This is a genomic window from Pseudomonas sp. Irchel 3A7 (assembly GCF_900187565.1).
In the GTDB taxonomy this organism is placed as follows: Bacteria; Pseudomonadota; Gammaproteobacteria; order Pseudomonadales; family Pseudomonadaceae; genus Aquipseudomonas.
The window spans coordinates 199,904-226,045 of record NZ_FYED01000002.1; the positions used below are offsets into that span (position 1 = coordinate 199,904).

Annotated in this window: 26 protein-coding genes; 21 read left to right on the forward strand and 5 right to left on the reverse strand. The window is 60.9% G+C overall.

Annotated features, from left to right (window positions below):
• Positions 1-81: 81 nt before the first annotated feature.
• Positions 82-372, forward strand: a complete 291-nt coding sequence (locus tag CKW21_RS03465; protein ID WP_095192626.1) for a hypothetical protein — start codon at positions 82-84, stop codon at positions 370-372.
• Positions 373-381: 9 nt separating this feature from the next.
• On the opposite strand, the gene solA is transcribed toward CKW21_RS03465, so the two are convergent.
• Positions 382-1,560: an N-methyl-L-tryptophan oxidase gene (solA, locus tag CKW21_RS03470; protein ID WP_095192627.1), complete on the reverse strand. Its 1,179-nt coding sequence runs from the start codon at positions 1,558-1,560 to the stop codon at positions 382-384.
• 149 nt (positions 1,561-1,709) lie between these two features.
• Between solA and CKW21_RS03475 the strand changes: the two genes are divergently transcribed.
• The 4 genes from CKW21_RS03475 to CKW21_RS03490 all read left to right on the forward strand — a co-directional run bounded on the left by CKW21_RS03475 (position 1,710) and on the right by CKW21_RS03490 (position 4,370).
• Entirely contained in the window at positions 1,710-2,279 is a 570-nt protein-coding gene (locus CKW21_RS03475) for a chorismate mutase (protein ID WP_095192628.1), read from the forward strand.
• Between the two features lie 268 nt (positions 2,280-2,547).
• Positions 2,548-3,030, forward strand: a complete 483-nt coding sequence (locus tag CKW21_RS03480; protein ID WP_095192629.1) for a hypothetical protein — start codon at positions 2,548-2,550, stop codon at positions 3,028-3,030.
• 153 nt (positions 3,031-3,183) lie between these two features.
• Entirely contained in the window at positions 3,184-3,915 is a 732-nt protein-coding gene (locus CKW21_RS03485; RefSeq protein WP_095192630.1) for an SGNH/GDSL hydrolase family protein, read from the forward strand.
• A 26-nt stretch (positions 3,916-3,941) separates the two neighbouring features.
• Positions 3,942-4,370, forward strand: coding sequence for a nuclear transport factor 2 family protein (locus tag CKW21_RS03490; protein ID WP_095192631.1), 429 nt, complete (start codon positions 3,942-3,944; stop codon positions 4,368-4,370).
• Here CKW21_RS03490 and CKW21_RS03495 read toward each other — a convergent pair.
• Positions 4,346-5,320, reverse strand: a complete 975-nt coding sequence (locus tag CKW21_RS03495; RefSeq protein ID WP_095192632.1) for a LysR family transcriptional regulator — start codon at positions 5,318-5,320, stop codon at positions 4,346-4,348. The two genes, CKW21_RS03490 and CKW21_RS03495, sit on opposite strands and share 25 nt — an antisense overlap.
• 431 nt (positions 5,321-5,751) lie before the next feature.
• On the opposite strand from CKW21_RS03495, the gene CKW21_RS03500 reads away from it, so the two are divergent.
• From CKW21_RS03500 to CKW21_RS03530, 7 genes are all read left to right on the forward strand, one after another.
• Positions 5,752-7,206 carry an ATP-binding protein gene (locus tag CKW21_RS03500; RefSeq protein ID WP_371917500.1) on the forward strand — a complete coding sequence of 485 codons (1,455 nt, stop codon included), beginning with the start codon at positions 5,752-5,754 and terminating at the stop codon, positions 7,204-7,206.
• Between the two features lie 164 nt (positions 7,207-7,370).
• Positions 7,371-8,006 carry a response regulator transcription factor gene (locus tag CKW21_RS03505; protein WP_256590105.1) on the forward strand — a complete coding sequence of 212 codons (636 nt, stop codon included), beginning with the start codon at positions 7,371-7,373 and terminating at the stop codon, positions 8,004-8,006.
• Between the two features lie 98 nt (positions 8,007-8,104).
• Positions 8,105-8,479 (forward strand): response regulator, encoded by a 375-nt coding sequence (locus CKW21_RS03510; protein ID WP_095192635.1) that lies wholly within the window; start codon positions 8,105-8,107, stop codon positions 8,477-8,479.
• A 236-nt stretch (positions 8,480-8,715) separates the two neighbouring features.
• A complete protein-coding gene (locus tag CKW21_RS03515; protein WP_095192636.1) occupies positions 8,716-9,915 on the forward strand; it encodes an NAD(P)/FAD-dependent oxidoreductase in 1,200 nt (399 codons plus the stop codon).
• Positions 9,916-10,014: 99 nt separating this feature from the next.
• Positions 10,015-10,275 (forward strand): transmembrane sensor/regulator PpyR, encoded by a 261-nt coding sequence (locus tag CKW21_RS03520; RefSeq protein ID WP_095192637.1) that lies wholly within the window; start codon positions 10,015-10,017, stop codon positions 10,273-10,275.
• A 267-nt stretch (positions 10,276-10,542) separates the two neighbouring features.
• A complete protein-coding gene (locus CKW21_RS03525) occupies positions 10,543-11,994 on the forward strand; it encodes a sensor histidine kinase (protein ID WP_095192638.1) in 1,452 nt (483 codons plus the stop codon).
• Between the two features lie 49 nt (positions 11,995-12,043).
• Entirely contained in the window at positions 12,044-12,754 is a 711-nt protein-coding gene (locus CKW21_RS03530) for an AraC family transcriptional regulator (RefSeq protein WP_256590108.1), read from the forward strand.
• Positions 12,755-12,915: 161 nt separating this feature from the next.
• Here CKW21_RS03530 and CKW21_RS03535 read toward each other — a convergent pair whose 3' ends face one another.
• A complete protein-coding gene (locus tag CKW21_RS03535; RefSeq protein WP_095192639.1) occupies positions 12,916-14,349 on the reverse strand; it encodes a mechanosensitive ion channel family protein in 1,434 nt (477 codons plus the stop codon).
• A gap of 350 nt (positions 14,350-14,699) precedes the next feature.
• Between CKW21_RS03535 and CKW21_RS03540 the strand changes: the two genes are divergently transcribed.
• The 3 genes from CKW21_RS03540 (at position 14,700) to CKW21_RS03550 (ending at position 17,355) form a co-directional block, all read left to right on the forward strand.
• Positions 14,700-15,230 carry a hypothetical protein gene (locus CKW21_RS03540; RefSeq protein ID WP_095192882.1) on the forward strand — a complete coding sequence of 177 codons (531 nt, stop codon included), beginning with the start codon at positions 14,700-14,702 and terminating at the stop codon, positions 15,228-15,230.
• A 117-nt stretch (positions 15,231-15,347) separates the two neighbouring features.
• Positions 15,348-15,722, forward strand: a complete 375-nt coding sequence (locus CKW21_RS03545) for a response regulator transcription factor (protein ID WP_095192883.1) — start codon at positions 15,348-15,350, stop codon at positions 15,720-15,722.
• Between the two features lie 190 nt (positions 15,723-15,912).
• Positions 15,913-17,355, forward strand: a complete 1,443-nt coding sequence (locus tag CKW21_RS03550; RefSeq protein ID WP_095192640.1) for a catalase — start codon at positions 15,913-15,915, stop codon at positions 17,353-17,355.
• A 150-nt stretch (positions 17,356-17,505) separates the two neighbouring features.
• Here the strand turns inward: CKW21_RS03550 and CKW21_RS03555 are convergent, their stop codons facing one another.
• Positions 17,506-19,734, reverse strand: a complete 2,229-nt coding sequence (locus CKW21_RS03555; RefSeq protein WP_095192641.1) for a TonB-dependent hemoglobin/transferrin/lactoferrin family receptor — start codon at positions 19,732-19,734, stop codon at positions 17,506-17,508.
• Positions 19,735-19,976: 242 nt separating this feature from the next.
• Here CKW21_RS03555 and CKW21_RS03560 point away from each other — a divergent pair, with 242 nt between their 5' ends.
• From CKW21_RS03560 to CKW21_RS03585, 6 genes are read left to right on the forward strand one after another with little or no spacing between them, the layout of a single operon-like run.
• Entirely contained in the window at positions 19,977-20,753 is a 777-nt protein-coding gene (locus tag CKW21_RS03560; protein ID WP_095192642.1) for an energy transducer TonB, read from the forward strand.
• 16 nt (positions 20,754-20,769) lie between these two features.
• Positions 20,770-21,840 carry a hemin-degrading factor gene (locus CKW21_RS03565; protein WP_095192643.1) on the forward strand — a complete coding sequence of 357 codons (1,071 nt, stop codon included), beginning with the start codon at positions 20,770-20,772 and terminating at the stop codon, positions 21,838-21,840.
• Positions 21,841-21,852: 12 nt separating this feature from the next.
• A complete protein-coding gene (locus tag CKW21_RS03570; RefSeq protein ID WP_095192644.1) occupies positions 21,853-22,743 on the forward strand; it encodes a hemin ABC transporter substrate-binding protein in 891 nt (296 codons plus the stop codon).
• 50 nt (positions 22,744-22,793) lie between these two features.
• Entirely contained in the window at positions 22,794-23,777 is a 984-nt protein-coding gene (locus CKW21_RS03575; protein ID WP_170948628.1) for an iron ABC transporter permease, read from the forward strand.
• A complete protein-coding gene (locus CKW21_RS03580) occupies positions 23,777-24,544 on the forward strand; it encodes a heme ABC transporter ATP-binding protein (RefSeq protein ID WP_095192646.1) in 768 nt (255 codons plus the stop codon). Before CKW21_RS03575 ends, CKW21_RS03580 begins: the two co-directional genes overlap by 1 nt.
• Before the next feature lie 57 nt (positions 24,545-24,601).
• Entirely contained in the window at positions 24,602-25,486 is an 885-nt protein-coding gene (locus tag CKW21_RS03585; RefSeq protein WP_095192647.1) for a ChaN family lipoprotein, read from the forward strand.
• A 149-nt stretch (positions 25,487-25,635) separates the two neighbouring features.
• Here CKW21_RS03585 and CKW21_RS03590 read toward each other — a convergent pair whose 3' ends face one another.
• The gene (locus CKW21_RS03590; protein WP_095192648.1) at positions 25,636-26,025 is read right to left on the reverse strand and encodes a cytochrome c family protein; all 390 of its coding nucleotides are present in this window, start codon (positions 26,023-26,025) and stop codon (positions 25,636-25,638) included.
• Positions 26,026-26,142: the final 117 nt, after the last annotated feature.

Genomic DNA, 26,142 nt, shown 5'->3' on the forward strand with positions numbered 1-26,142 from the left:
TGATCAGCCGGGCTTTTTCGTGCTCTCTTTCAATCAGCCCATCGTCTATCCTGTGCCCCCGCAAAGTTACCGGAGACACTCGTGCCGCCCTTGACCGCCCGTGAGGTTTACCAGCCATTGCGCGACGCCGCTCTCGACCTTCGCCCACTCAAGCGCGTCGGTGAACAACCCGAAACGGGCCTGGTGCGGGTCGACATCGAAGGCTGGCGTCTGACCCTCGATGTCGACGGTGGGCACCTGCGCCACTGCCTGCATTGCCAAAGCCCGGACGGTCGGGTCTTCGACGGCGGGCAGCGCTACGGTACAGACCCGGTGAGTTTGCTCAGCACCTGGGAACTGGCGCAGGTCGAACGTTTGCTCGCCGCTGGCTGAACCGGCTGTTCAATCCTGCAACCCGTCAAAGCGTTTCAGTGAAAACGCTGAAAGATCCAGCTCGCTGCGCCCCCGCATGCACCACTGCGCCAGCGCCTCGCCCAATGCCGCGGAGTGCTTGAAACCATGGCCCGAGCAGGCGGACACCACGAGGGTATTTTTCAGGGTCGGGTGTTCGTCGATGATGAAATGGCTGTCCGGGGTGACGGTGTAGGCACACACCGCCGACTTGACCAAACGTGAGCTGACGCCAGCAATTTTGCCGCGTACGTGGGTGTCGAACATGTCCCGGGCTTCGGCTGCGCTGATGGTTCTGTCCAGTGTGTCTGGCGAAGATTCTTCGCTGTATTGCTCGGTGGCGACTTTCAGGCTGCCCTCACCTGGCAGCGGTGGAAAACCATAGTTCGAGTCATCATCACCTGAGCCGTGGTAGTAGATGAAGGTAGGCGACACCGGGGCAAAACAGGCACCTTCTTCCAGTTCAAACCAGAACAGCTTTTGCCGGCAAACCCGGAGCAAACGGTCGAAGGGTTGGCCGAGCAATTCCCTGGACCACATGCCGGCGCTGATCACCACTTTATCGGCGTAAATCGTGCGCTGGTCGGTGATGACGGTGACACCCTGCTCGTCGGAGGTGATCTGCGTGACAGTTTCGCCCTTGAGCAGTGTGGCACCACGTTCCTCGGCGAGTTGCAGTTGCACCGCGATGCAGCGTTCCGGGCGGACATAGCCGCCACTGGGTTCGAAATAGCCGACGGCGGTATCCAACACCGGGGAGAACTGCGCAAAACGCTGGCGGATCTGTTCCGCCGACAGCGCTTCATGTGCGATGCCATTGGCTTTTGCCAGTTGCAAGGTGCGCTGGGTGAAGTCGGGTGGATCGTTCGCGTCATCGTCAGGGCGCGAGGTCATGACCAACACGCCACACTGCTCGAACAGCGACTCACCGGACAAGGCTTCGAGCTCGCGCCAGATCCGGTGCGAGTTGCGGACGATGGGCAGGTATTGCGCGCCCTCGCCCACCGAGAGCCGGGTGATCCGCGTATCGCCATGGCTTGAGCCTTGGTCGTGCGGAGGATGGTGGCGGTCGACGCCGACCACCTTGCTCCCCGCCTTCGCCAGTTGGTAAAGGGTGGCGGCGCCCATCGCGCCCATCCCCAGCACCGCTACGTCATACCGGTCTTGCATCTACCTGCGCCTCCCATGGCGAAAACGACAAGGTTGTAGCCTGCACCAGAGTCGGTCCTGTGCGAAAGAGCCCGTTGAACTATCGTTCATCTGGCTCAGCTGTGTTACATAGGGGCCTGCTGTGCATCCCGAGCCCAAGAGGTTTGCCTATGTTCCACTGCCCCCGCTTGCCGCAACTGCTGACCTGCGCGCTTTTCGGATTACTCGCCAGCGGCGCCCACGCCGCCACGCCCTCCACGGCGCCCGAGGCCTTGCAACCGTTGCTGGCAACCATCAACGAGCGTCTGAACATTGCCGATCAGGTGGCGCTGACCAAGTGGGACAGTGGCAAACCGATCCAGGATACTGCCCGGGAAACGGCGGTGATCGCCAACGCCAGGAAGCAGGCCGCCGAACGCAGGCTGGACCCGGATGATGCCGCTGAACTGATCGCTGCGCAGATCGAAGCCAACAAACTGGTGCAGTACGGCTTGATCGCGCAATGGCAAGCGGCGCACAAGGCACCGGACCTGCCGCGTCCGGACCTCAACCAACTGCGGCTAAAACTGGATGAGCTGCAGACCCGGCTGTTGCAGCAATACGCCGACTTCGTGCCCTATCGCGTCGACCCTGAATGCCCAAACTGGCTGGCCGAACAGCGCTCCAGCCTGATCAAGGATGCCCTGCATGGCCAGGCCCTGATTCGGGCCACGGGGGAGTTGTGTGTCACGGATCAGTGATAGGGGCTGAAACCGGGCTCGGTGTACACAGATCATCTGAGCGCCAGAGATACACTGTGGGAGCGAGCCGGCTCGCGAATGCGGTAGATCAGTCACATCAATGTTGAATGACACACCGCATTCGCGAGCAGGCTCGCTCCCACAGGGGATCAGCGAACCAACCATTGACTGCGTCAATAGTCACCATTAACTCAATGAAGTTCTCTTAAAAACTGTGCGGCGTAACATCTGCTCCATACCAACCAAATACCCCCCGGAGCACACGATCATGAAACGCCAAACCATTCTCAGCATCGCTTTTTCGATCTTCGCAGTGAACGCTTTCGCCGCGACCTCTGCTCAACCTGTAGTCGCTGAAGGCGGCTCGGATCGTCTGATCGAAAGCCGTGTGGCTGAAGGTGGTTCGGATCGTCTGATCCAGAATCGTGTGGCTGAAGGTGGCGCTGATCGCCTGCTCGAAAAACGCGCTGTGGCTGCCGATGGTTCGGATCGTTTGAAAGGCAACACCATCGCCGCCGATGGTTCTGACCGCCTGAAAGGCAACACCATCGCCGCTGATGGTTCTGACCGCCTGAAAGGCAACACCATCGCCGCTGATGGTTCCGATCGCCTGAAAGGCAACACCATCGCCGCTGATGGCTCCGATCGCCTGAAAGGCAACACCATCGCCGCTGATGGTTCCGATCGCCTGAAAGGCAACACCATCGCCGCTGATGGTTCTGATCGCCTGAAAGGCAACACCGTCGCCTAAACAAATCGCTAAACCGCACTACCCAAAAAGCCCGGCCTGATCAGCCGGGCTTTTTTTGCGCCATTTTCGGCTGATATGACCCGTGACGCGGTAGAAGTGAATCTGGCAGCCTTGCCGTATGAGTCGCGACCCTCCCCGATCAGGCCCCCTGACATGAGCAAGACCGAAACCCTGGCCAAAATCATGCTCGGCCCCCTGCTGCTGATGCAGGGCGTCTACACGCGCCGCATCACGCCGAAACTGCCGGAGGCCGAGGGCGAGCGCGAAGGTCTGGCCGGCCAGGGTCAAGCCCTGCGTCTGTTGATCCTTGGCGACAGCGCGGCGGCGGGTGTCGGGGCGTCGAGCCAGGCCGATGCGCTGAGTGGCCAGTTGGTCAGCCGATTGGCCAAGGCTTACCAGGTTTGCTGGAAGCTCTGGGCCCAGTCCGGCCTTGACTCGCAAGCGCTGCTGGATCGACTCGAACAGCACGCGCCAGAACCCTTCGATGTGGCGCTGCTGTCCATCGGCGTCAATGATGTCACCGGCATGCTGACGGCGGATCAGTGGATCGCCCGGCAACAGCAGTTGATGAAAGTGCTGGTCGACAAGTTCTCAGTCAGGTTGATCATCATCTCCCCTCTTCCGCCGATGCACTTGTTTCCCGCATTGCCGCAACCGCTACGCTGGTATCTGGGCAATCGGGCGGCGCGATTCAACCAGCGCCTTGCCGAACTGGCGCAGCGCACGGATCGCTGTACGCTACTGACGACCCGACTGGCCCCCGTGACCGGTTCCATGGCGCGGGACGGTTTTCATCCGGGGCCGCCGATCTACAGTCTCTGGGCAGATGACGCCGCGCGGGCCATTGCCCGTCACAGGGCTGAAAGCCCATCAGACACGCTTTGAACAACAACAAAAAACAGGAGTTGAATATGTCTGAACTGCAACTGCATCCCAAAGCCGCAGAGTCCTTGAGCCTGTGGCACGCGATGATCCGCAACGGTGACCTGAAGGCCCTGCCGGATTTGCTCGACCCGCAAGCGGTGTTCCGCTCGCCGATGGCGCATACACCGTATCCGGGGGCGCCGGTGGTGTCGATGATCCTCAACACGGTCTCCAAGGTGTTCGAAGACTTTGCCTACCACCGTGAACTGGCGACCGCCGACGGCTTGAATGTGATCCTTGAATTCAGCGCCAGGCTCGGCGAAAAACAGCTCAAGGGCATCGACATGATCCGCTTCAACGAGCAGGGGAAAATCGTCGATTTCGAAGTCATGATCCGGCCCATGAGTGGCTTGCAGGCCCTGGGCGAGGAAATGGGCAAGCGCCTCGGCCCTTACCTGGCCGCCAGCAAGGCCTGATCGTGGTGCAAGGCCGGTCGGGACTTGGGCACCACCTGCAATTCGACCGGCTCACAGAGAAACGCGCAGCAGCGCGAGCGCAACCAGCGCTGGCCGGGGTCGTTGTGCGCCGCTGCACGCCAGACCATGGAAAGCTCCTGTATCGGCAGTTGCAGAGGCGCCGGCTCGGCCCTCATTCCCGCCACCGACGTCATCGCCTTGGCCACGTAATCCGGAACGATGGCCAGCATATCGCTTTGCGTCAGCAACACCGGCAACGCACTGAATTGCGGTACGGTCAGTACGACTTTGCGCTGGCGGCCCAACACGCTCAGGGCGTGATCCGTGTCATCCGTGGCATTACCCATGGACGACACCACGGCATGGGGGCGTCGGCAAAATTCCTCCAACCCCAGCGGGCCGGGTCGGGCATCGGCCCGCAACAGCATCGGCCGGATCGGCCGCAAGCCTTTACGGCGCGCATTGGCCGGCAGGTCGAGGGTGTGACTGATGCCCACGGAAATGTCGCCATTCATCAAGCGCTGCGACATCTGCTGCTGATCGACCCGACGCACGATCAAGGTGATGTTCGGCGCCTCGACCCGTAGCTGCCGCAACAACCGTGGCAGCAGCGCATATTCGACATCGTCGGACAGCCCGACATGAAACGTCGCCTCGCTGGTGCGCGGGTCGAACGATTGGCAACGGCTCAATGCGGCGGCGATACCGTCCAGTGCCGGCGCCAGGTTGGCGAAAATTTCCTCGGCCCGCGCGGTGGGCTCCATCACCCGTCCGGAACGAATGAACAGCGGGTCATCGAAGAGCACGCGCAAACGGCCCAGGGCACCGCTGATGGTGGGTTGCCCCAGGAACAGCTTTTCGCCGACCCGGCTGACATTTCGCTCATGCATCATCGTCTCGAAAACCACCAGCAGGTTGATGTCGGCACGACGCAGGTCATTTCTGTTCATGAGGTTCGCCACCCGGCACGAAGCCATTGAGTTCGACAGTGTGTGAACAGGTTATGGCCGGCGCTGGAAAACGTCTGTTGTACATGGGGTCATACAGATCATGCGTTAGGTGCGCACATTGATACCTGGGTATGACGACAGTCGAAAAAACTCAATGCAATAAATCACTTACATAAACCGAAAGGCCATTGCCCGACTCGCGGCACTGGCAGGAATTCCGGGTTTTTTGTCCTAACCAAATGAGAACCGCTACTCCTAGGATAGCGATGCGATTCTCTGCCAGGCCCGAATGAAAAGACGAGGCGTGCATGATCGATTCGAAATCAGACAAGCCTGCTGACGCACGCCGTGCGCACTCAATATTGCCGTGCGCATTGAAGGGAGCTTTCAGCAAGATGCTGCCAAACCCAGGCCAAAGGACGACTCGCCCCTTGATCCCTATCAGCCTCAAACCCTTTGAAAACATTCTGGCCTGTCTGATGGGTCTGATCGTGGTCTGCGGGATCATCATCAACACCGAAACCCGCACCGATCTCCCCACCGCGGCGCTGTGCATTGCGGTGCTGTTGATGGCGATCAATCTGTTTTCGATCAGCGCGGTGATCGTGGTCGCCCTGTTCGGCATGCTGGTGCTGACGACGGTCTTCCTCTACCACGGCGGATTTGAGCGCTGGGAATCGACGGCGGATTTTTTCCGCGACCTGAGCGCTCTGGCGGCGGTCACGTTGCTGGCGCTACGCTGCAAAAAAGTCTGCGATGGCCTGAATCATAAGGTCGTCTACTTCTCCGGCTCGCAACAACTGAGCCAGACCGGCTGCCTGGGCTTTCGCAGTGGACGCGAGCAATTCTCCTGGTCGGACCAGTCGGCGCGGATCTACGAGTATCCGGTGGGCGTCATGCCGACGGTGTCGATGATTCTGGCGCGCACCCATCCTGCCGATGTCAACCTGGTGAAAGCGGGATTCGATAAGGCTGCGCGCCGTGAGGGCCTGATCGAGATCAAACACCGCTTGTTGATGCCTGATGGACGCATCAAGCATGTGCACATGACCGCCACCCCGCTCCACACCCCCCCCGGCTACATTGATTATCTTGGTGCCTTGCGAGACGTGACCGCCAGCAAACAGGCCGAGGAAGCGTTGTGCCGGGCGCAGACCCAATTGGCCCATGTTTCCCGCGTGACCTCCCTGGGCGAACTGGCGGCGTCCATCGCCCATGAAGTCAATCAACCGCTGGCGGCGATCACCAGCAGCGGCGAAGCCTGTCGCAACTGGCTGAGCCGCCCGGAGCCCGATCTGGTTGAAGCACGCCAGTCACTGGACCGGATCATCGCCAGTTCCAATCGGGCCAGCGAGATCACACGCCGCGTCAGGGCGTTGTCGCGCAAGTGCGACCCGCTGCGCCAGAACGAATCGCTCAACGACATTGTCGGCGAGACCCTGAGCCTGGTCCGCTATGAACTGGCTCATCACAAGATCAATCCGATCATCGAACTGACCGCTTTCGGTGGCCAGGTCAATGCCGACCGTGTGCAACTGCAACAGGTGATCATCAATCTGATCATCAATGCGTGCCAGGCCATGGACGCGGTCGACCCTGGCGAGCGATCCCTGAGCGTGCGCACCTGGGTGAAGGACAACGAGGCGGTGCTGGAAGTGGCCGATCACGGACCAGGCATCCCCCCCGACGTCTTGCCGCAATTGTTTATGCCGTTTTTCACCACCAAGGAAAACGGCCTGGGCATGGGGCTTTCCATTTGCCGCTCGATCATCGAATTCCATGAAGGACGGATCTGGGCCACCAATGCCAACGGTCAGGGCAGCGCATTTTTGTTTGCCCTGCCGATACGGGTCGTCAATGACCCGGGTTACGCAGCGGCCATTTAATACAAAGGTATGGCGCCGGCAAGCCAAGGTATTGAACCACTACCCGCAGGTATGAATGCCGTAAGCCGCGCATGCACTTAATGTAGCGCCCTTCGCAAGGAACACAGCGCAGGGCGGTTGCACGTCCAACCCCTTGGGTACAAGCAATGAACGAACAACATCCCATGAATAAAAACAACCTGAGCGAATCCATGGTTTTCGTCGTTGACGACGATGCGCCGCTGCGAGAATCCCTCGGCAGTCTGTTGCGCTCCATCGGCCTGCGGGTCGAGCTATTCGGCTCGGTCGCCGAGTTCATGAAGTACAAACGCCCGGATACAGCCAGTTGCCTGGTATTGGATGTGCGGCTGCAAGGCAGCAGCGGCCTGGACTTTCAAAACGAACTGGCCGCCGCCGGCATCAACGTGCCCATCGTGTTCATCACCGGGCACGGCGACATCGCCATGACGGTGCGGGCGATGAAAGCCGGCGCGGTGGATTTCCTGACCAAGCCCTTTCGCGAACAGGACCTGATCGACGCGGTGTGCGCCGCCCATGCCCGGGACAAACAGCGCCGCGAATCCGAGCGGCATGCCGATGAGTTGCGTGCGCGACACCAGACCCTGACCGCACGGGAGCAAACGGTGATGGCGTTGGCGGCCTCCGGCCTGATGAACAAACAGATTGCCGGGGAAATCGGCCTGAGCGAGATCACCGTGAAGATCCATCGCGGCCAGGCCATGCGCAAAATGGGCGCGCGTTCATTTGCCGATCTGGTGCGCATGGCCGAGGTGATCTCGGCGCAACCGGCAATGCGGTGACTATACCCACGTATACTGTGCGTCCTTTCAGGACGGCGTATCTTGCAATGATGGCGGACAGCCTCTAAGTGCTCTCCGCTACCAGGCAGGACACAACTATGTGCAATAAGGCAATGATTGCCGTCGTCGATAACGACGAATCCGTTCGAATGGCGCTGGACAGTTTATTGCGATCCAGCGGATATACAGTAAGAACCTATGCAGGAGCCCACGAGTTCCTGTTTTCCGATGGACCTGATGTGACATCCTGTTTGATCTCCGATATACAAATGCCGGAAATGGACGGCATCAGAATGTATGAAGAACTGGCGGCGATGGGCATTCACATCCCGGTGATTTTCATCACCGGAAACCCTGACGCACAGCGCCCGCCGGGCATCGGCACCCGAGAACCGATCGCCTTTCTCCCCAAGCCCTTTGCGACCGACAAGTTGCTCGCCAGTATCGAAACCGCACTCGAGCGACACAACTAACGCCGGCCAATCGGACGCCACTAATACCTTGGTATACCCCGATAATACTTAGTCATACTTCGTCTGACCCTATGTAGCAGTGTCAGAAACAAGACCCTCGAATAACATTTGTTTCAGATCAAGCCGACCCCTCTCTATTGGCGTTGTTTAGTCACATCGCCACAACTGGTCATGGTGTTCGCGCTGACTTCGCAATACTTTTTTCACGCCCTCGATTGTTCTTCAGGAGCTAAACAATGAAACAGCAGATTTTGATTATCGGTGCAGGGTTCGGTGGGGTCTGGAGCGCATTGAGCGCCGCCCGCCTGCTGGACAAGCATGATCGCAATGACGTCGAGATCACCGTTTTGGCTCCTCAAGCCGAGCTGCGCATCCGTCCGCGTTTCTACGAGCCCAATGTGCACAACATGAAGGCGCCGCTGAACGACCTGTTCGACGCCGTGGGCGTGAAATTCGTCCAGGGTTCGGCTGAAGTGATCGACGAGAAAAACAAGCAGGTCGGCTACACCAAGGTGACTGGCGAACAAGGCCAGCTGAGCTACGACCGCCTGGTGCTGGCCGCCGGCAGTCACCTGATGCGCCCACCGGTCGAGGGGCTCGACCACGCCTTCGATGTCGATACCATCGAATCCGCCACGCGCCTGGAAGCCCACATCCATGCGCTCAAGGACGTACCGACCAGTGCGGCCCGCAACACCGTGGTGGTGGCCGGCGGTGGTTTCACAGGTATTGAAACCGCCACCGAAATGCCGGCGCGCCTGCGTGCCGTGCTGGGTGACAACGCCGACATCCGCGTGATTGTGGTCGACCTCGCCCCACAAATCGCCGCGACCCTGGGCGATGGCATTCGTCCATCGATCATCGAAGCCTCGGAGCATCTGGGCATCGAGTGGATTGTCGGCACCAGCGTCGCCTCGATCGATGCCGGTGGTGTCACCCTCGCCAGTGGCCAGCGCATCGAGTCCAGCACCGTGATCTGGACCGTCGGTTTCCGCGCAAGCCCCTTGACTGAGCAAGTGCAAGGCACCCGTGATCGCCAGGGCCGCTTGCATGTCGACCAGAACCTGAAAGTGCGCGGTCACGCCGATGTGTACGCCACCGGCGACGTGGCGTATGCCGCGACCGATGAGCTGGGCAACTTCGCCGCCATGTCCTGCCAGCATGCGATTTGCCTGGGCCGCCATGCCGGCAACAACGTCGCCGCCGAGCTGCTGGGCGTGGAACCGATCGCCTATAGCCAGCCCAAGTATGTCACTTGCCTGGACCTGGGCGCCTGGGGCGCGGTGTTCACCGAGGGTTGGGATCGCCAGGTCAAACTGGTCAAGCACGAAGCCAAGGAACTCAAGACCCAGATCAACAGCGTGTGGATCTATCCACCGGCGGCTGATCGTGCTGCAGCGCTGGCCGCGGCCGACCCGCTGATTCCGGTGGCCTGACGGTCATTGATCGGCAGGGGTTGTCGGGCCATTGGTCCGGCGACCCCCTATCGCAGCGACCCGTCAGGACGCTTCAAGACGCTAACGCAGGTAATCGATATGTATGATTTTTTCGAGCATCCATCTCGGGTATTGAAGTTGTCCCACGCCCTGCTGATCGGCGGGCTGGTCGCCTTGGTTGTCGGCGCCGTCCTGGCCTATGGCCTGGATCAGTACCTGTCGTTGCCCAGCGTGGTGGTGGCGCACGCCATGACGATTCTCGGCCCGACCGCCATCAAACTCGGCTATGTGATGCGCTTGCTGACGCTCAATCGTCTGCGGCGCCACCCGGCCATTGCCCTGCCTGGCCTTGCCAGGTGATGTGACGTCAACACCCGTATCCCGACCAGCCCACTCCTTGCTGGACCGGGACATTTCCCAAACGCCCGCCACTCGTTTTTTTGGCGGGCGTTTTTTCTCACGTCCGATCAAGCACAAATCCCGGTCATCCATTGGCTCTGCAAAAGGAATGAACAGCCAATTTCAGTCGTTCTGTAGCACAACAAAAACAAACGCCCTCACAAAGAGTTTGCCCGGCATCACCCGTGCCGAGCGAGTTGCCGTTCGATAGCGAATCCGGAAAAACAAATGTCTATCATCAAACGTTGCAAGAAACTTTTTATTTCAGACGCAATGGCCTGGCTGGCCGCCATTGCCGTCGGCAGCATGATCTTTATCACCAACTCGTTGCTCAACATGGACGTCGCACCGACGCTGCTCTACATCACCCTGGTGTTCATGTCGGCGAACATCTTTTCCGTTCCCATGTTCATCACCGTCGCGGTCAGTTGCATAGGCTTCCTGACCGTCAGTTTTATTGTCGAGGAAGGCTATCGTGACCAGAAGCTGATCGCCGGATTCGTGCGCTGCCTGATCGCGCTGACCACCATCACCCTGCTGGCGCTGAGGAGCAAACGGGCGAGCGACAACCTGCGGCGCAAAGAGGCGTTTTTTCTGGGGGCACAAAAACTCAGCCATACCGGCAGCATCGGTCTCATCGTCGATGATCACAGCGTGTCGTGGTCGGAAGAGTCCGCGCGCATCTTCGAATATCCGCTGGACGTCACACCGACCCTGGCCCTGATCAGGGCACGCACCCATCCCGATGACTGGCCGATTGTCGAAAGTGTTTTCGAAAAGGCCGCACTTCGGGAAAACCTCATCGAAGTGGAACATCGGCTGGTGATGCCGGACGGACGAATCAAGCATGTACAGATGATTGCCAATCCGTTGTTCAACCCGCACGGGCGCATTGAGTATGTCGGCGCCTTGATGGACGTGACCGCCTCCAGGCAGTCGGAAGAAGCGTTGTTTCACTCTCAGGCAAAACTGGCGCACGTCACGCGGGTGACCTCCATGGGCGAACTGGCCGCGTCCATTGCCCATGAAATCAATCAACCGCTGGCGGCGGTGATCACCAGCGGTGAATCCTGCAAGCGCTGGATCAATCGTGCGGAACCGAACCTCGAAGAAGCACGTCGCTCACTGGACCGGATCATCCAGAACTCTTGCCGGGCCTCCGAAGTCATCGCCTGCATCAGGGCGCTATCGCGCCAGAGCGATGTGCAGCGCAAGACCGAAGTGTTCGATGACATCGTCAGTGACTCATTGACCCTCATGCAGCATGACACCTCCAACCACCAGGTGCGCCCGCACTTGCACTTGGGCGCTTCGGGGGCTCTGGTCAGAGGCGACCGGGTTCAGCTGCAGCAAGTGATCATCAACCTGATCATCAATGCCTGCCAGGCCATGGCCAATGTGCATGACCGGCCGCGAACGCTGCGGATCCTCACCTCGGTGCAAGACAACGAGGCCGTGCTCGAAGTCGCCGATGCCGGCACCGGTATTGCCGAAGACATCCTGGCGTCGCTGTTCGATCCGTTCTTCACCACCAAGCACAATGGCCTGGGCATGGGACTCTCGATCTGCCGTTCGATCATTGAATTCCATGGCGGTCGCATCTGGGTCAGCAGCACGGTGGGGGTCGGCACGCAGTTCCTGTTCGCGATTCCGCTGACCACCCTGGCACACGATGAATAACCCTCACTCCCCCCCTGACGACGCCATGCGGCGACTTGGAGACCCAGCAGTGTCCATCAATGAAATGAGCAACAGCCTTGAACCCATCAGCATTGAGCAGGCGGCCCCGCGCACCGTCGTGTTCGTGGCCTACCCGCAAATGGGCCTGCTGGACTTGAGCGGGGCCCAGACTGTCTTCTATGCCGCAAACCGGGGCCTGGTCGAACACGGTTTGCCAGGTTATGCCCTGCACACGGCCAGCATCGAAGGCGGACCGGTCCCGACTGCCGAGGGCCTGGTGGTGCAGACCCGGTGCCTGAGCGAATTTGCCGATAGTCCGATCGATTCAGTGATTGTCCCCGGCTCCCCGCAGATTCTTCAGGCCATGGCCGACAACCTGGCACTGGTGGACTGGCTTAGCGTTGCCCCCGCCACGGCCAGACGTATGGCGTCGGTGTGCAGCGGCACCTTCTTGCTGGCCCAGGCCGGTTTGCTCGATGGCTTGCGCGTGGCGACCCACTGGGTGATGGCCGATGTGTTCGAGCAATTGTTCCCTCAGGTTGAACTCGATCGCGAGGCGATTTTCGTGCAGCAGCAGTCGGTGTGGACCTCGGCGGGTATCAGTGCCGGGATCGATCTGGCGCTGGCGCTGGTCGAGGCCGATTGCGGTCGTGACATGGCGATGCAGGTCGCCCGGCGAATGGTGGTGTATTACCGGCGCCCGGACAATCAGGATCAATGGAGCCCGCTGTTGCAATCGCAGTACCCGGCGGGTGCCTGACCGAAAAAGATGATGACCTGTGGCGATGGAGCTTACCTGTGGGAGCGAGCCTGCTCGCGAAAGCGTCATCCGCCACACCACACAAAACCGAGGTGACTTCTTCGCGAGCAGGCTCGCTCCCACAGACAGGCTCACTTCCCACAGGGGTCCGGTGAAAGGCATTACCTACGCTGCAACAACCACTGCAACAAACCGCTTTTCTTGATTTCGACAGGCTTTTGCATGACCACGGTCTCGCGGATTTCCTGGCGCTGGTCCTGCAGGTTGCTCAAGGCGGCTTTCAGTTCGCCGAGGTGTTCCAGCTGGTTGTCGAACATGGCTTTTTCGATGCGGAACAGCCGGCCGCTGGTGATGCTGCGGAACTCACCCCGGGACGGTTTATCGGCCAGTATCCCCTCCTCGCCCATGACTTCTCCCGGCCCCATGCGTCCGGCTTCGAGGAGTTTTTCGCCGTCGTGAATCGATACGGATACCACCCCGGTGCTGATGATCATCAGGCAATCGGCAACCTCGCCGAATGCCAGGATCACCTGGTCGGCCTGATAGTCCACCGGGGTCATTTCGTCAGCCAGGCTGTCGCGTTCATCGTTGCTCAGCGAGCGGAAGATCCGGACGTCTTCCAGCAGCCGGCGTGGACGATTCCAGTGCTGTTCCTCCTGGCCATAACCCCAAATGACACCCGCGGCTTCGAGGTGTCGATGGGCGAGGTCGAACATCAGGTTGCACACTTCGTTCTTGTTCCTGGCCGACGCGATAAAGCCCTTGAGTTCGTACTCGGTGTATTCCAGGTGGGAGCTTTTGACCGAGACCTTGGCCGAGCGCGACGGCAACAGCGCCCGGGTCCCACGCAAGGTTTTTTCCAAGGCATCGATGGCCCGGCGCGGACGCACGCTGCTGGGCACGGCAATGGTCACACTGATGCCGTTGACATCGCCGGGACGACTGAAATTGATGATCCGCGCTTTCGCCGCCACCGAATTGGGTACCACCGCGATGCCGCCCATGTCGGTCAGCAGGTGGGTCGTGCGCCAATCGATCTCGACCACCTTGCCCGAGGTGCCATCGATGGATATCCGGTCATCGAGTTGGTAAGGCTTGGTGGTGTTGAGCACGATCCCGGAAAACACATCGCTCAAGGTGCTTTGCAGGGCCAGGCCGACAACAATCGCCATCGCCCCGGACGTCGCCAGCAAGCCCTTGACCGGCAACTGCAGGACATACGCCGCGGCGCCGACAATGGCGATCAGGAAAATCACCGCCCCCATCAGGTCGTAGAGCAGGCGCGCGCTGTGTCCGGCACGGGACGTCAGGCCGTAGCCGAGGATGATGGCCACGGTTCTGGCCGCGAACATCCACCAGCCGATGCCCAGCACCGTGCCCATCAGGTTAAGGACCGGGTCATCCGGCCACAGGGGCGGTTGCAGCGGGCTGATGCCGGCGGCGGTCATGACCCAGCTGAATGCCACGAAGATGCCAATGCGCACACTCAGGCGCAGGTTGTGCCGCGAGGCACCGATCAACTGCCAGGCCGCCAGGTCGATGAGGATCAGAATGACACCGCAGATCAACGGATGAGCCTGCAGGAACGTGAACATGAATGATTTCTCCACAACCTTTGATGCAGATGCCCTTTGTACAAACAGAAATCCGCGTGCGATCGCCGTCAGTAAACAGAGTAGCGTTGATGGGAGAAAAGCCGCGCCAGGACCGATGCAACGGCTGGCGATCCAGCGTATCGAATCGACCCCGCACTGTAAGTCGCCCATTCACGCCGGGCACTCCTACCTCAGTGCTAACCACTCATACCCGGGTATGACGGGCCTGTCCCCATGTGCTAGGCCGGCGTCTCGAGGTAGGAGTGTTATCGGGCACGCCTCCCTTTACGCTGGTCACATTGAATGAATCAATGCATCGCGCCGATGCGCTGGCCTGGGGGACGCTTGTCATGAACGCATTACAAACGCTGTACATCGTCAGTCATCCACTGCGCATCAGTCGTTATGGCGCGCACACGTCCTTGTCCACCGCCGAGCGCGTGGAGATCATCGATGCATTGACCGATACACTGGGCACCGCCTTGTCCCTCCATTCGCAGCTCAAGCGCGGCCAACAGAAGCTGCAGAACGTCAGTTTCCTGCCAGTGCAACAGCTGTTTCAACGCCTGGTGCGCGCCAATGCCGACTATGCCGATTTCCTCGTCATGAGCATCACCGACCTGGGTGGCTACGCCGACACCGCGGCGTTTTATCACCTCAAAGACACTCGCGAGCCACAGTGTTTTGCCGATTGCCTGTCGGGCATTCATCACGGGACACGTCGACTGCGGGCCGCCGACGCCTTGCTGCGTGATTACCGCGAAAGTGCCCTCGCCAACAAGGACAACGCCAGCAAACGTTTCTTTGAAGAATGCATGCGACACAACGCACATTTCCTCACGCTGCTCGAGGACAACCTGGCCGATGAGCAGCCGTGGTAATTAACGCGAAAAACGACTACACATACCCAAGTATACTATTCCGCTTTTTTGGAGCGCGTATCTTGCAAGTATGGCGGGCGCCACTTAGCGCCACTCGCAATGACGCAAGGTTTTTACATGCTTAACGCACCTATTATTTCAGTTGTTGATGATGACGAATTCATTCTTATCTCACTGGACAGCTTATTGCGTTCTTACGGTTACACAGTAAAAACCTACAACAGTGCCTATGCGTTTCTTCAATCCAGCGGTCCGGAACAGACCGATTGCCTGATTTCGGATATCCAGATGCCCGGCATGTGCGGGGTCACAATGTACGAAGCGCTGGCAGCAAGAAACACCCATATCCCCACGCTGTTCATCACTGGAAAGTCCGGGCTGCCGCCGAAATTCAGCGACAAGGTGCGAAAACCAGAAGGCTATTTCGCCAAGCCGTTCAACTCCCATGCACTGCTGGCCTGTATTGAAGCGATACTGAAACGCCGGATTTAATGCTGACCATTCAATCAATTATTCTTTAATACTTTGGTTTGGCCGCTTCAAACTGAGGCATGCACACATTTACCTTTCGCAGAGATGCGCCACGGCCATTGAATTAATAATATTGTTTATCAAGCACTGATTAGTTCAGGACTTTCACTCTTTCTGCGCAACTAAAAACCTCAACTAGAGAAACCGTGCCATGCCAAAAAACAAACTGACTTCGATCAATGGTGCACCGGTCGTCGACAACTTCAACATCCAGACGGCAGGCCCGCGCGGCCCCGCCCTGCTGCAGGATGTCTGGCTCCTGGAAAAACTCGCCCACTTCGACCGCGAAGTCATTCCCGAGCGGCGCATGCACGCCAAAGGTTCCGGCGCCTACGGCACTTTCACCGTGACTCACGATGTGACGCGCTACACCAAGGCCCGCCTGTTCTCGGAAGTGGGCAAGCAAACGCCGATCTTCACCCGTTTTTCGACCGTGGCCGGCGAACGCGGCGCGGCCGATGCCGAGCGCGACATTCGTGGTTTTGCCCTGAAGTTCTATACCGAACAAGGCAACTGGGACCTGGTGGGCAACAACACCCCGGTGTTTTTTTTCCGCGATCCGCTGCGTTTCCCTGACCTCAACCACGCGGTCAAGCGCGATCCGCGCACCGGCATGCGCAACGCGCAAAGCAACTGGGATTTCTGGACGTCACTGCCCGAAGCCCTGCATCAGGTGACCATCGTCATGAGCCAGCGCGGCATTCCGCGCAGTTACCGGCACATGCACGGCTTTGGCAGCCATACCTTCAGCCTGATCAATGCCAACAACGAGCGGCACTGGGTCAAGTTCACCTTCAAGTCGCAACAGGGCATCGAGAACCTCAGCGACGAGCAGTCGCAGAGCCTGATTGGCCGCGACCGGGAAAGCCATCAGCGGGACCTGTTCGACAGCATTGAAGCGGGCAACTTCCCGCGCTGGACCTTCTACATCCAGGTCATGACCGAAGAGCAGGCCCACGACCATGACGTCAACCCGTTCGACCTGACCAAGGTCTGGCCGCATAAAGATTACCCGCTGATCGAAGTGGGTTACTTCGAACTCAACCGCAACCCGCAAAACGTATTCGCCGAAGTCGAGCAAGCGGCGTTTTCCCCGTCGAACGTGGTGCCTGGTATCGGTTTTTCACCGGACCGCATGTTGCAGGCGCGCCTGTTTGCCTACGGCGATGCCGCGCGTTATCGCCTGGGGGTCAATCATCACCAGATTCCGGTCAACGCCGCGCGCTGCCCGGTGCACAGCTTCCACCGTGACGGCGCCATGCGTGTGGACGGTAACCATGGCGGGCAATTGGCGTATGTGCCCAACAGCGACGGCGCCTGGGCCGACCAGCCGGATTTCCGTGAGCCGCCCCTGAAAATCTCGGGCGCTGCCGGGCATTGGGATCATCGCGTGGATGAAGACCACTTTGAACAGCCGGGCAACCTCTTCCGCCTGATGACGCAATCGCAGAAGCAGGCGCTGTTCGAAAACACGGCGCGCTCGCTCAGTGGCGTGACCCAGGAAGTGCAGCAACGACACATCGCGCATTGCACGATGGCCGATCCGTTCTATGGTGCGGGGGTTTCGAGGGCGTTGACGCAAATCAACGGGTGAACACAGCGCCAATGTGGGAGCGGGCTTGCTCGCGAAGGCAGAGTGTCAGACAGCACAATAGTGACTGACATTGCGCTTTCGCGAGCAAGCCCGCTCCCACAGAGGTCGGTGCAGCTCTCCCCTGATGCAGGTGAGAGCTGCACTGACCGATCAGATTTCCCAGATCAGGTTCACCGCGGTATAGCGCCCTGGCTGGGTCAGGCGGCCGAGGCCGGCGGCATCTTGATCGCGGCCCTGGACGTCGCCCCAGTTCCAGTATTTTTTATCGGTCAGGTTGAACAGCCCGGCATTGATCGAGACTTGCTCGGTCACCTGCCACCAGGCATTGAGGTCGACCACGCCATAGCCCGGGGTTTCGAACTGACGGTTGATCAGCAGGTCGGCATCGCCGGTGTGGTCGACGCGGTCCTTGGCCTGCACCACAGTCCAGGTCAACTGGCCGCCATACACGCCGCTCGGTGCATCGTAGCCCAGGCCCAGCACTGCCTTGAGCGGGTCGACCGTGTTCAGCGCCTGGCCGGTTTCTTCATCCTTGCCACGGGCATAGGCGATCGAACCCAGGGCACGGGTGCCGGCTGGCATGAAAGCGTCGAGCTTGATGTCGCCCTTGGCTTCGGCGCCACGGATGGTGACCTTGCCGATGTTGCGTGGCTGGAAGGTCAGCAGACCGGTGCCGTTCGGGTCGGGCACGGTATCGGTGTCGATGAAGTCCTTGTACTTGTTGTAGAACAGCGCGATGCCGAAGCTGCCCAGGTCATAGCGACCGCGCAGGCCGACTTCGAAGCTGTTGCTGGTTTCAGGCTTGAGGTCAGGGTTGCCGATCTGCTGGTAGCCGAATTGCGGGTTGCTGAATTCGCCGAACATGTTGATCGCGCTTGGCGCGCGGAAACCGGCGGCGTATTGGCCGTACAGGCTTTCGTGCTCGGTCAGCTGATAGGTCACACCGAATTTCGGCGAGATGTGGTCGTCGGTGATGCGCGACGGATCGGTTTCCGCTGGCAGGCCGTTGAGGTACTCATCGGTGACATGCGGTGTCTGGCGGTAGTAGTCGTAGCGTACGCCGGGCAGCAGGGTCCAGCGGCCGATTTCGATGCTGTCCTGCACGAACAGGCCCAGGGAATCGCTGGTCGGGTCCGGGAAGTCGCTGACCGGGAAGTTCTCGGTGGCCGGCACGGTCGCGCCGGTGTCCAGGCGCACTTCACTGCCCTTGCGCAGGTTGCTGGCCTCAATGCGTTTGACCTCGGCACCGTAGATCAGGTGGTGTTGGGTATCGGCGATGGCGAATTCTTTATCGAGCTGCGTGTTCAGGCTCCACAGGCGCTCATCGTATTGCGAATCCCGGGTACGCACACGGTTGACACGCGAAGTGGTCTGGCGCTGCTGGAAAGTCTTCTGGTTGTTGTCGCTTTCCTGATAGTTCAGCTGCCATTGCAGCGTGTCGGCCATCAGGCTGTCCAGGCTCAGGGTGTGCGCCAGGCTGTAGCGGGTGCGGTCGATGCTGTCTTCGGACGAGGAGCCGAGAGTCGCCGGGCTGGTCAGGGTGGCGCGGGTGACCACATCGCTCAGCAGGTTGCTGTTGGCATCGTCCTGGTAGCGCTCGAAGGTGAACTGCAGGCGGTCGCCATCGGCATAGTCCCAACCCAGTTTGGCCAGCAGGTTCTTGGTGGTGTAGTCGAGCGGATTGGCTTCCTCTCGGGAAGGACCGACGCCGCCTGTACCGCCGTACGTGTCGGTGGACTGGCCATCGCGACGCCCCAGGTGCAACAGGCCATCGACCGAGCCTTCGCGAGCGGCGAAGGTGGCGCTGCGCTGCCAGCTGTCATCGCTGCCGTCATAGCCAGTCTTGAAGCGGGCATAAGTGTCGTCGCCCTCCTCCAGGTAATCGCCGGCATCCTTGGTCAGATAGCTGACCGCACCGCCGATGGCGTCGCTGCCGTACAGCGAAGACGCCGGGCCGCGGATGATTTCCACCTGCTTGATGGTGTCGAGGTCGACGTAGTTGCTGCGCACGTCCTGGAACGGACTGAAAAAATTGCTTTGCGGCATACGCACGCCATCGACCTGAGTCAGTACACGGTTGCCGTTGATGCCGCGGATGGTCGCCCCCGTCGTGCCGAACCGGCTACCGGTGCCTTCCACCGAAACGCCCGGCTCATAGCGCACCAGGTCCTTGAGATCCTTGTCGTTGTGCTGGTCGATTTCCCGTTCGTTGTGAACCGACACAGTGCTCGGTACCTGCAGCAAGGTTTGCTCGGTACGGGTGGCGGTCACGCTGACGGTATCGAACTGGGTAACGGACTCTGCAGCCAGGGCCAACGATGGCGAAAGCAGCAGCAAGGACAGCCAGGGACGCTTGGCGAACGGCGGGCGGATCGACATCTCACTTACTCCTGATGATCAGACAGCCGTGATGCGTTGCAAGGCTTTGGCGCGGGCCTTTGCCAGTGGCTGAGGCTGTCCGGCATGTGTTTGATTTTGTTAGGTACGTAGCGTTTGAGACCTTTCTGGGAAGGTCTTGAACCAAACGCTTGCTTGGCAGCGGGGAGCGAAGATAAACGAGCTTGACACGTAAATGCAAATTATTATCATATGCATTCCTTATAAAAATAGAACGACCGTGCATGAAGCACTTTTGGGGATATCTGCTGCTGTCGATCGCGCTGCATGTGAGCGTGGGCTGGCTATTGTGCGAGCTTCGGGCCGAACCCGAACCGCTGGCCTGGCAGCCGCCGATGGCCATTCAATTGGTCAGTCTTGAACCGGTGGCCAAGCCCATTGCGGCCCCCGCTACCCCGCCTGAACCGGTGCGCCAGCCGGTGACGCTGCCCAAAGCTTATTTGCCCGCGAAAGTAGACCCCGCGCCCGTCAAACCCTTGCCGCTCAATACCTGGTCGGCAATCGCCAAAGCGTCACCGCCAGCGAAGCCACAGCCCCCGTCGACGCCAAAGCCGCCGTCCCCCCAACGCGTCGAACCACGCCCGGTTCAACCTGCCGGCGCGCCGTTTCCGACCGCGCAAGCCGCTACGCAACCAGCGCCTGCAGCCACACCTGCCAAAACCGCCGTCACCCTGCCGCCAGCCAGGATCACCCCGGCCCCCCCGCTCACGCCCGTGGTCAGCCTGCGGCCCAGTTTCGTCACCCCGCCGCCGGCACCGCGCTATCCGAACGTGGCCCGACGGCGCAACCAGCAAGGCATCGTGCGGGTCGAGGTGCACCTCGATGAACGCGGTCAGCAGCTCAAGCGAGTGCTGAGCCGCTCCTCGGGTGTGGACAGCCTCGACCAGGCCGCGCTGGAAGCGGTGAGCAACTGGCGTTTTCGCCCTGAAATTGTCGATGGCCGGGCCGTGCCCAGCCGCGTGGAAATACCAATAGAATTCGCCCTCACGGCGAACCGATGACCCTGAAGGAGTTCACATGACCGCTCAATCCAATGCCCTGTCCGCGACCCCGGCGCTGTACCAGAACTGGCAACAGCTGCGTGCCGAGCAATCGGGTCTGCGCGCCCGCGATGCCGCCGCCAAACTGGGTGTCAGCGAGGCCGAGCTGACCGCCAGCCGCCTGGGCACCGACGCCGTGCGCCTGCGTCCGGAGTGGGCGGCACTGCTGCCGGCACTCGGCGAGCTGGGCTACATCATGGCGCTGACCCGCAACGAGCACTGCGTGCACGAGCGCAAGGGTGTGTACGCCGAAGTGACAGTGATGGGCAGCGGTCAGATGGGCATGGTGTTGTCGCCGGACATCGATCTGCGCCTGTTCCTCAGCGGCTGGGCCAGTGTGTTCGCCATCGACGAAGCCACCGCCCGTGGACCGCAGCGCAGCATCCAGGTGTTCGACCGCCAGGGCGTGGCCGTGCACAAGGTGTTCCTCACCGCCACCAGTGAAGAAGCCGCCTGGGCGCCACTGGTCGAGCGTTTCCGTGCCGAGGAACAAAACGCCGAACTGAACCTGCAACCGCTGCCAGCAGCCAAGGCCCCGCGCGCCGATGCCGAAGTGGACGTCGAAGCCCTGCGCAGCGAGTGGTCGCAGCTCAAGGACACCCACGACTTTTTCGCCCTGCTCAAGCGCAACGACGTGGCCCGCACCCAGGCCCCTCGCCTGGCCGGTCACGAGTGGGCCGAACCTTTGGCCACTGTCGAGCTGACCAACGTCATCGAAGCCGCAGGCAAAGGCGAAGTGCCGATCATGGTGTTCGTCGGCAACAAGCACTGCATCCAGATTCATTCCGGCCCGGTGAGCAACCTGCGCTGGATGGACAGCTGGTTCAACGTGCTCGACCCGGCATTCAACCTGCACCTCAAGACCACCGGCGTCACCGAACTATGGCGTGTGCGTAAGCCGAGCGTCGATGGCATCATCACCAGCTTCGAAGGTTTCGATGCCGACGGTGAACTGGTCATCCAGCTGTTCGGCGTGCGCAAGCCAGGCATCCCGGAGCGTGACGACTGGCGTGCCCTGGCTGAAACCGCCACCGTCCTGATCGACTAAGGAAGTCTTGCGATGCGAATCAAATCACTGCTGGCCTGTGCCGGCGTGCTCCTGAGCCAGATGGCGGTGGCCGATGCGCTGCCCCAGCGCTGGGTCAGTGCCGGTGGCGCGTTCAGCGAATGGGTGGTCGCCCTCGGAGGCGAGAGCAAACTGGTGGGTGTCGACAGCACCAGCCAGTACCCGCGCTCACTGCACAGCCTGCCGGGCATCGGCTACCAGCGAGCGCTGGCGGCCGAAGGCATTCTGGCACTGAAGCCGGACATTCTGGTGGGCAGCGCCGAAATGGGTCCGCCGCCGGTATTGGCGCAACTCAAGGCCGCCGGCGTGCGCATCGAGTTGCTGTCGGCCAAGGCCGATGTCCTTTCGTTGCAACACAACCTGACCGAACTCGGGCAACTGCTCGGCAAGCCGACCGAAGCACAGTCGCTGATGGCCGGTTATCAGCAGCGCCTGGAGCGTCAGGCCGCCTGGGTCAAACACGTGCAGCAGCAAAACCCCGCCCCTCGGGTATTGATGCTGCTCAGTCATTCCGGTGGCAACCTGCAGGCAGCCGGCAAGGACACGCTGGCGGCCTGGATGATCACTCAGGCTGGCGGGCAAAACCTCACCGAGCACAACGGCTACAAACCGGTGTCCAACGAGGCGATGCTGGCCCTGGACCCACAGGTGATCATTTTCGCCGGTGGCCGTCTTGAAGGGGACGCCGCGCGCGCTGCTCTGCTCGAACAGAATCCGATCCTCGCGCAGACTCGTGCCGGTCGCGAAGGACGAGTGCAGGTGATCGACCCGACGCTGCTGGTCGGCGGTCTTGGTCCACGGGTGCCGGATGCGTTGGCCACACTGTCGAAAGCGTTTTACCCATCGGCGCCGATCGCTGGGCAATCTGCCGAGATCCGCCAATGACGGCTATCGTTCGGCCACGGCCGATGCTGGTCACGTTGGGTCTGTTGTTGGTGCTGGTGTTCTGGCTGTCCCTGGCCCTCGGGCCGGTCAGCCTGCCGCTGGGCGATACCTTGCTCGCCGGGCTGCGTCTGCTCGGGCTGCCGGTTGACGGTGGCGACACACAGCAGGCGGAGTTGATCCTCGGCCAGATCCGCATGCCGCGCAGTCTGCTCGGCATTGCGGTCGGTTCGGTGCTCGCCCTGTCCGGCGTAGCCATGCAGGGATTGTTTCGCAACCCTCTGGCGGATCCGGGGCTGGTCGGGGTGTCCGGTGGCGCGGCGCTGGGGGCTGCCATCGCCATTGTCGGCGGCAGCCTGGTCGGCGGCTTGTCGCCGGCCATCGAACCCTATCTGCTGTCGGTTTGCGCTTTTGCCGGTGGCCTGATCGTCACGGCGGTGGTGTATCGCTTCGGCCGCAGCAATGGCCAGACCAACGTCGCCACTATGCTTTTGGCAGGCGTGGCGATGACGGCCATGGCCGGTGCCGGCGTCGGTCTGTTCACCTACCTGGCCGATGACGCCACCTTGCGCACCCTGACCTTCTGGAACCTGGGCAGCCTCAACGGCGCCAGCTACCCGCGCCTGTGGCCGTTGTTGATTGTGGCAATCGGCGTGGCACTGTGGTTGCCGCGTCGCGCGGCGGCGCTCAATGCGATGCTGCTGGGTGAATCCGAAGCGCGGCACCTGGGGTTCAATGTCGAGCGGATCAAGCTGGAACTGGTGTTGTGCACGGCGCTGGGTGTGGGTGCCGCCGTGGCGGCAGCGGGCCTGATCGGGTTTATCGGTCTGGTGGTGCCACACCTGATGCGGCTGCTGGTCGGTCCGGATCATCGGGTGTTGTTGCCGGCCTCCTTGCTCGCCGGTGCCAGCCTGTTACTGCTGGCTGACCTGGTCGCCCGCCTGCTGTTGGCGCCGGCCGAATTGCCGATCGGTATCGTCACCGCGCTCATCGGTGCACCCTTCTTCCTTTATCTGCTGGTACGGGGGCGCTCCTGATGCTGCGCGCTGACAACTTGCTGGTCCGGCGCGGCAGTCGCACCGTGCTGGCGGACATCGATATCGAATTGCGACCGGGGGAAGTCCTCGGCGTGCTGGGCCCCAATGGCGCGGGTAAAAGTACCCTGCTCGCCGCCTTGTGCGATGAGCTGCCGGCCAGCGAAGGCACGGTCCGCCTCGACGAGCGCAAGCTAGCCGATTGGCCCGGCCAGGAGCGGGCCAAACGCCTGGCGGTATTGCCCCAGAGTTCGAGCCTGAACTTCGCCTTTTCGGTCAATGAAGTGGTGGGCATGGGCCGCTTGCCCCATGCCAGCGGTCGTGTGCGCGATGCCGAAATCGTTGCCCAGGCGCTGGGTGCCGCCGACGCCTTGCACCTGGCCGGGCGCAGTTATCTGGCCTTGTCCGGTGGCGAACGCCAACGCGTACACCTGGCGCGGGTACTCGCTCAGCTGTGGCCGGGCGCCGAGGGCCAGACCCTGCTGCTCGACGAACCGACCTCGATGCTCGATCCATTGCACCAGCACACCATTCTGCAAGCGGTGCGCGATTTCGCCGGGCGCGGTGCGGCAGTGCTGGTGATCCTGCACGACCTCAACCTTGCCGCGCGTTATTGCGATCACCTGCTGCTGTTACAGGACGGTCGCCCCCACGCCTACGGCACGCCGGACGAGGTCCTGACCGCCGAAGCGCTGGAAGCGGTGTACGGGTTGCAGGTGCTGATTCACCAGCATCCGGAACGTGGCCACCCGTTGATTATCGCGCGCTGATACCCGCCCCCTCCCGCCGTGGCGAGCGAGGGGGCCAACGTCTAACAAGGAAAACCGATGCGCATTCTGCTGTTATGCCTGTTCAGCCTGCTGGTGGCCTGCCAAACCCATCACGTCACGCCACCTCCGGCACCAATCGCCCCGCAAGGTCGGGATCATGCCGATCTCGGCGTTATCCGCGAACTCGCCACCGGACGCACCCTGACGCCGCAAGAATTGGTCGAGCGTCTGGCCGTCGCGCCACGGGTACTGGTCGGTGAACAACACGACAACCCCGATCACCATGCCCTGCAACTGTGGCTGCTGCGCGAACTGGCGCAGCAACGTGCGCAAGGCAGCCTGCTGATGGAAATGCTCAACCCCGACCAGCAGGCCAAAGTCGATGCGGCGCAGGCCGCCACCCGAGCCGGTCAACCGCCGGCCGATCCTTACCAGGCACTGTCCTGGCAAGCCAATTGGGATTGGAGCGTGTACGGCGCACTGGTCACCTATGCGCTGCGCCAACCCTACCCGCTGCTGTCGGCCAACCTGGACCGGGCGCAGATCAAGCAGATCTACAAACAGCGCCCGACCCTCAGTGGCGAGGCGTCCACCACCCGGCAAGTGCAGGCGACCCTGCTCGAGGACATTCGCGAGTCCCACTGCGGCTTGCTGCCTGAGGCGCAAATGCCGGCGATGCTGGCCGTGCAGCAGCAGCGTGACCGACGCATGGCCGAGCGACTGATGGCGGCACCGACCCCTGCGGTGTTGTTGGCCGGGGCGTTCCATGTGCGCAAGGATCTGGGGGTGCCGTTGCACCTGAAAGACCTTGGTGCAGACCAGGGTAATGCGGTGCTTGTATTGGCTGAGGTGGGCAAGACGGTGACGGCCGAAAGCGCGGACTATGTGTGGTATACCGCGGCGCAACCGGAGCAGGATCACTGCGCGAAATTGCGCCGTTAGTTTTTTATCTGATCCAGGATTTTTGGCAGAGCCACTATCGCTTTCGCGAGCAGGCTCGCTCCCACAGAAGATCGCATATCCCTTGTGGGAGCGAGCCTGCTCGCGAAGGCGGCATCACTGTGAACGATCCTGGCCCTGACTCACCCTGATCACAGAGCCTGAAATGTTTCCAGATAAGCCAGCAAATCATCGATCTTCTCCTGATCGCTGATCCCCCAGAAAATCATCCGCGTGCCCGATACCACGGCCTTCGGATCCTCGATGTACGCCGCGAGTTTGTCCCGCGTCCAGACAATGCCTGATGACTTCATGGCATCAGAATACTGATAGTCCGCGGTGCTGCCCGCCACGCGTCCGAACACATCATTGAGTTGCGGACCGAAGAATGCGCGCGCGCCCTCCCCGACCTGATGGCAGCCGCCACACACCCGCTTGAACAGTTTCCCACCCGCCTCGGCATCCCCCTGCGCGGTCGCTTGCGCGGCGAACAGGCCTGTACAGAGACTCAGGATGAAGGTCATCACGGCCGCTTGGTTCATTTACCGCTCCAGATCAGGCATTGCCCATCGCAAAAAATGGCCGCCATTTGATCATGACTTGGCCGCTTTCCCGAAGCACTTCAGGCGCATGCCAACCAAGTCTGCCGTCCATCCCGC